This window comes from Deferrisoma palaeochoriense (genome assembly GCF_054656955.1).
On record NZ_BAAHXI010000119.1, the window covers coordinates 1 to 4,802 of the forward strand.

Annotated in this window: 5 protein-coding genes; 4 read left to right on the forward strand and 1 reads right to left on the reverse strand. The window is 71.2% G+C overall.

Going from position 1 to position 4,802, the window contains the following annotated elements; translation table 11 throughout:
• Positions 1-99 precede the first annotated feature (99 nt).
• The 4 genes from trkA (at position 100) to ACYQ8L_RS18045 (ending at position 3,923) form a co-directional block, all read left to right on the forward strand.
• Positions 100-1,449, forward strand: coding sequence for a Trk system potassium transporter TrkA (gene trkA, locus ACYQ8L_RS18030; protein ID WP_459943209.1), 1,350 nt, complete (start codon positions 100-102; stop codon positions 1,447-1,449).
• Positions 1,446-2,891 (forward strand): TrkH family potassium uptake protein, encoded by a 1,446-nt coding sequence (locus ACYQ8L_RS18035; RefSeq protein WP_459943210.1) that lies wholly within the window; start codon positions 1,446-1,448, stop codon positions 2,889-2,891. The genes trkA and ACYQ8L_RS18035 overlap by 4 nt, the downstream gene beginning before the upstream one ends.
• Before the next feature lie 182 nt (positions 2,892-3,073).
• A complete protein-coding gene (locus ACYQ8L_RS18040) occupies positions 3,074-3,592 on the forward strand; it encodes a CvpA family protein (protein WP_459943211.1) in 519 nt (172 codons plus the stop codon).
• Positions 3,593-3,608: 16 nt separating this feature from the next.
• A complete protein-coding gene (locus ACYQ8L_RS18045; protein WP_459943212.1) occupies positions 3,609-3,923 on the forward strand; it encodes a MoaD/ThiS family protein in 315 nt (104 codons plus the stop codon).
• 69 nt (positions 3,924-3,992) lie between these two features.
• Here the strand turns inward: ACYQ8L_RS18045 and ACYQ8L_RS18050 are convergent, their stop codons facing one another.
• Positions 3,993-4,409 carry an acyl-CoA thioesterase gene (locus ACYQ8L_RS18050; RefSeq protein ID WP_459943213.1) on the reverse strand — a complete coding sequence of 139 codons (417 nt, stop codon included), beginning with the start codon at positions 4,407-4,409 and terminating at the stop codon, positions 3,993-3,995.
• Positions 4,410-4,802: the final 393 nt, after the last annotated feature.

The following is a 4,802-nucleotide window of genomic DNA, read 5'->3' on the forward strand; positions in this document are numbered from 1 at the left end:
ATCCCAGCGTCCCAGCGTCCTAGCGTCCCAGCATCCCAGCGTCCTAGCGTTCCAGCTTCCTAGCATCCCAGCGTCCCAGCTCTTCGGAGGAGGATTCGCGTGCGGGTGATCGTGGTGGGGGCCGGCGAGGTCGGGTTCCACACGGCCGACCGGCTGGCCCGGGAGGGCCACGAGGTCGTGGTGGTGGAGCAGAACCGGGCGGCCCTGCGGTCGGTGGAGGAGCGCCTGAACGTGCTCGCCCTCGAGGGCAACGGGGCCGAGGCCCGGGTGCTCGAGGAGGCCGGCATCGGGGAGTGCGGGCTCTTCATCGCCGTGACCGACGTGGACGAGGTGAACCTGGTGGCCTGCCTCCTGGCGAAGGAGTACGGGGTCCCGGTCAAGATCGCCCGGGTGCGGTCGGTGGCCTACACGGGCCGGGGCGCCGTGCTCAACGCCGAGAAACTCGGGATCGAGCTCCTCATCAACCCCATGGAGGCCGTGGCCCAGGATCTCATCAACATCGCGAGCCACGCGGCCGCGGTGGAGGTGGCCGAGTTCGCCGACGGCCGGATCCTGTTCGTGGGGTACCCCATCACGGCCTCGAGCCCGGTGGCCGGTCTCTCCCTGGCCGAGATCGGCGAGCTGCGCGCCATGTACCCCTTCGTCGTGGCGGCTATCACCCGCCACGGCCGCACCCTGATCCCCCGGGGCGACGACACGGTGGAGCCCGACGACCACGTGTTCCTGGTGATGCGCCGGGAGGATCTGGGGGCCGTGCGGTACATGTTCGGCCTAGAGAAACGCCAGACCCGCCGGATCTTCGTGTTTGGAGGCGGCGCCGTGGGCCAGCGGGTGGCCGCACATTTCGACCGGGAGCGGGCCGAGGTGACCCTGGTGGAGCCCGACCGGGCCCGGTGCGAGGACCTCGCGGCCCGGGCCCACCGGGCCACGATCCTCCAGGCCGACATCACCGAGGTGGACGTGCTCCTCTCGGAGGGCATTGGAAAGGCCGACGTGGTGGTGGCCACCACGCCCAACGAGGAGAAGAACATCCTCGCCTCGCTCCTGGCCAAGCGCCACGGGGCCCGCCGGGCCCTGTGCCTGGTGGACCAGCCCGCCTACGTGGGCCTGGTGCCGAGCTTAGGGATCGACGCCTGCATCAGCCCCCGACTCTCCACGGCGAGCGCCATTTTGAAGTACGTGCGCCGTGGCGGGGTGCTGAGCGTGGCCACGGTGGAGGAAAACCAGGCCGAGGTGCTGGAACTCCGGATCCCCGAGGGGTTCCCCTGGGCCCACCGGCCGCTCCGGGAGGTGCCGTTTCCCCGGGGTGCCCTGGTGGGGGCGGTGGTGCGGGGCGACGAGGCCTTCATCCCCACCGGCGAGACCGCGCTCGAGCCGGGCGACCGGATCGTGGTGTTCGCCCTGCCTGAGGCGGTGGTGGCCGTCGAAGACTTTTTCGGTGCCCCATGAACCTCTTCGCCCTCGCGCGCGTCCTGGGCGGGCTGGGCCTGGCCCTCTCCGCCATGCTGTTGGTGCCCCTGGCCCTCTCGCTCGCCGACGGCGACGGGGCCCAGGCCGGGTTCCTCGGGGCGATCGCCGCGGGACTGGGGGGCGGCGCCGCCCTTCTGTCCCTCGGCCGCCGGGGGTCCCCGGACCTCACCCACCGGGAGGGGTTCGCCGTGGTCACCCTGGGGTGGTTCTTCTTCGGGGTGGTGGGGGCGCTCCCCTACCGGCTCACCGGGGCGCTTCCCACCCTGGTGGACGCGGTGTTCGAGTCCCTCTCGGGGTTCACCACCACCGGGGCCACGGTGCTCACCGACATCGAGGCCCTGCCCCGGAGCCTCCTCCTCTGGCGGGCCACCACCCACTGGCTGGGGGGCATGGGCATCATCGTCCTGGGGCTCGCCATCCTGCCCATGCTGGGGGTGGGCGGCATGCAGATGTTCCGGGCCGAGGTGCCCGGCCCCACGGCCGACCGGCTGCGGCCGCGCATCCAGGACACGGCCAAGCTCCTCTGGGGCGTGTACGTCCTGTTCACCGCGGCCGAGACCCTGCTCCTCATGCTGGGGGGCCTCGACTGGTTCGAGGCCGTCTGCCACGCCTTCGCCACCATGGCCACGGGCGGGTTCAGCACCCGAAACGCCAGCGTGGCCGGGTTCGGGAGCGCCTACGTGGACGCCGTGATCACGGTGTTCATGTTCCTCGCGGGGGTGAACTTCGCGCTCCACCACGCGGCCCTGACCGGGGGCTGGCGCCGGGTCCTGCGGAACGAGGAACTTCGGGCCTACGGCCTCCTCACCCTGGGGGCGGTGGGCATCCTGATGATCGCCAACGCCGTCGGCCCCTACCCCGACCTCCTCCAGAACCTCCGGTACAGCGCCTTCCAGGCCGTTTCGATCCTGACCACCACCGGGTTCGGCACGGCCGACTACGAGGCCTGGCCCGTGGTGGGGCAGGTGCTCCTCGTGCTCCTCATGTTCATCGGAGGCTGCGCCGGCAGCACGGGGGGCGGCATGAAGGTGAGCCGGGTGGTGCTCATCTTAAAACACGCCTGGGCCCAGCTCTGGGCGCTCATCCACCCCCGGGGGGTGCGGCTCGTCAAGATGGACGGCCGGCCGGTGCCGCCCGAGGTGCTCCAGGGCGTGCTCGGGTTCTTCGCCCTCTACCTCCTCGTCACGGGCGGCGGGGCGCTCGCCATGGCGGCCCTGGGGGTGGAGCCCGTAACCGCGGTGGCCTCGGTCATCGCCTGCGTGGGGAACATCGGCCCGGGCCTGGGCGACGTGGGCCCGGTGGACAACTACGCCCACCTTCCCCAGGCGGGCAAGGCCGTGCTCACCTTCTGCATGCTGGCCGGCCGGCTCGAGCTCTTCACCGTGTTCGTGCTCTTTTTCCCGGGGGCGTGGAGGAAGTAGGATGAACCCCTGCCTGGGCCGTAAGGGGGGTGACCGGCGGGACCCCGGCGGTGAGACCGGCTCCCGGGGCGACAGCCGGGTCGGTTTCCGTTGACGTCCCCGCTTGGGGGACTTGGCTCTGCCGCCCGGAGGCCTCGCGGGGCCGTTGTTTCTCCGCCAGCGAACCCATAGGAGATTCCTGCATGAACCCCTTTGACCTGTTCGTGGCCGTTTTGGCCGGGATCTTGCTCCTGGCGGGGATCTGGAAGGGGGCGGTGCGCCAGATCGCCGGGCTCGTGGGGGTGGTGGCCGGGGCCGGGGCGGCGTTGCGGTACCACGCGGTGGTGGCGGCGCACATCCCGTGGTTCGGGCCGGCCACCCGGGAACTCGTGGCGTTTGCCGGGATCCTGATCGGCTGCATCGCCGCGGCGTTCCTCGTGGGGGTGGGGATCTCCCGGCTCCTGGGGGCCGCGTGCCTGGGTTGGGTGGACCGCACCGTGGGCGCGGGCCTGGGGCTCCTCAAGGCCGCCATCGTGGCGGCCACCGTGGCTTACTTCCTGGGGGCGGTGCTTCCGCCGCGCGCCCCGCTGGTGCGTGAGTCGAAAACCATGCCCTACGCCCTCCGGGCGGCCGACGCCGTGCTCGACCTCCTGCCCCGGGCGTACCGAACCCCCGTCCGGGAGGGCCGGGACGCCCTTCGGGACCTGGCGCGGAATCTCTGATCGAGGGGAGGCGAGCATGACGAGCGAGGGGAACGCCGGCACGGCCCGGGTGCTGTTTCTGGGGCTCCTCCACACCCTGCGGCGGGAGCAGGGGCTCCCGAGCGAGGCGGACGTGGAGGTGCCTGCCGAGGGGGTGGCGGCCGCCGAACTCGCCCGGCGCCTGGGGCTCCCCCTCGACCGGATCGAGGCCGTGATCGTGAACCACCGCACCCACGATCTCGCCCACCCCGTGCGCCCCGGCGACCGGGTGGCGTTCGTCCCCCAGGGAACCCCGGGTCCCCACCGCTACACCCTGGGCATCTACTCGGCGGGGAAACAACGAGCGGGGTAGGCTCGCCGGTCCGGACGGATGCACTCACAGGTTGAGGGGGGCTTCCTCGCTTCCCAGCCTCCCAGCTTCCTAGCCTCCCAGCCCTTCCCCCAGCCCGCCCAGGAGTTCTCGCACCTCGCCCTCGAGGGGCACGGCGCGGCCGGTCTTGGCCGACACCACCACGAAGGTCACGTCCGCCTCCGCCACCAGGGTGTCGGAGCCCGCGAGCCAGACCTCCTGCCGGATCACGCCAGAGCGGTTCCCCAGGCTCTTGAGCGACGAGCGCACCTCCAGCACCTCGCCCAGGAACGCCGGCCGGCGGTAGCTGATGTTGATGTTCACCACCGAGAACCCGTACCCACCCTTCATGAATCCGGCCAGGTCGCCCCGCTCCTCCACCCAGCTCCACCGGGCCTCCTCGAGGAACTCCAGGTACCGGGCGTTGTTCACGTGGCCGTAGAGGTCCAGGTGGTAGCCGCGCACCTTGATCCGCGTGACGTGGGGCATGTCGTTATCTCCTTTTCTCCGTGCGGACGCGGGGACGGGGGGACGTTCGGACGCAACGGCCGGAGCCGAATCTCGCGCTAGGCAGTTGGGCGTCTGGGCAGCCAGGCGGCGGAAAACCCTTCGGATTCCGCCCGCAACGCCTCCGCCGGTCCAGGGGAGGGACTTCCGAGTAACTTCCTGCTGGGATGCTAGGAGGCTGGGACGCTAGGACGCCAAAATCCTTTGGGATTCTAGCGTCGGCTGTTGTCCCAACCTGTGGGAGCGGCTTTCCAGCCGCGACCATATCCCTTCGGGCCTTCGGCCCGGATCGCGGCGGGGACCCCGCTCCTATCCCTGAGCCCTGACTCGGGCGTTACTGTCATGCACAGTGGGGCCCCAAAGGGGCGCTGGGAA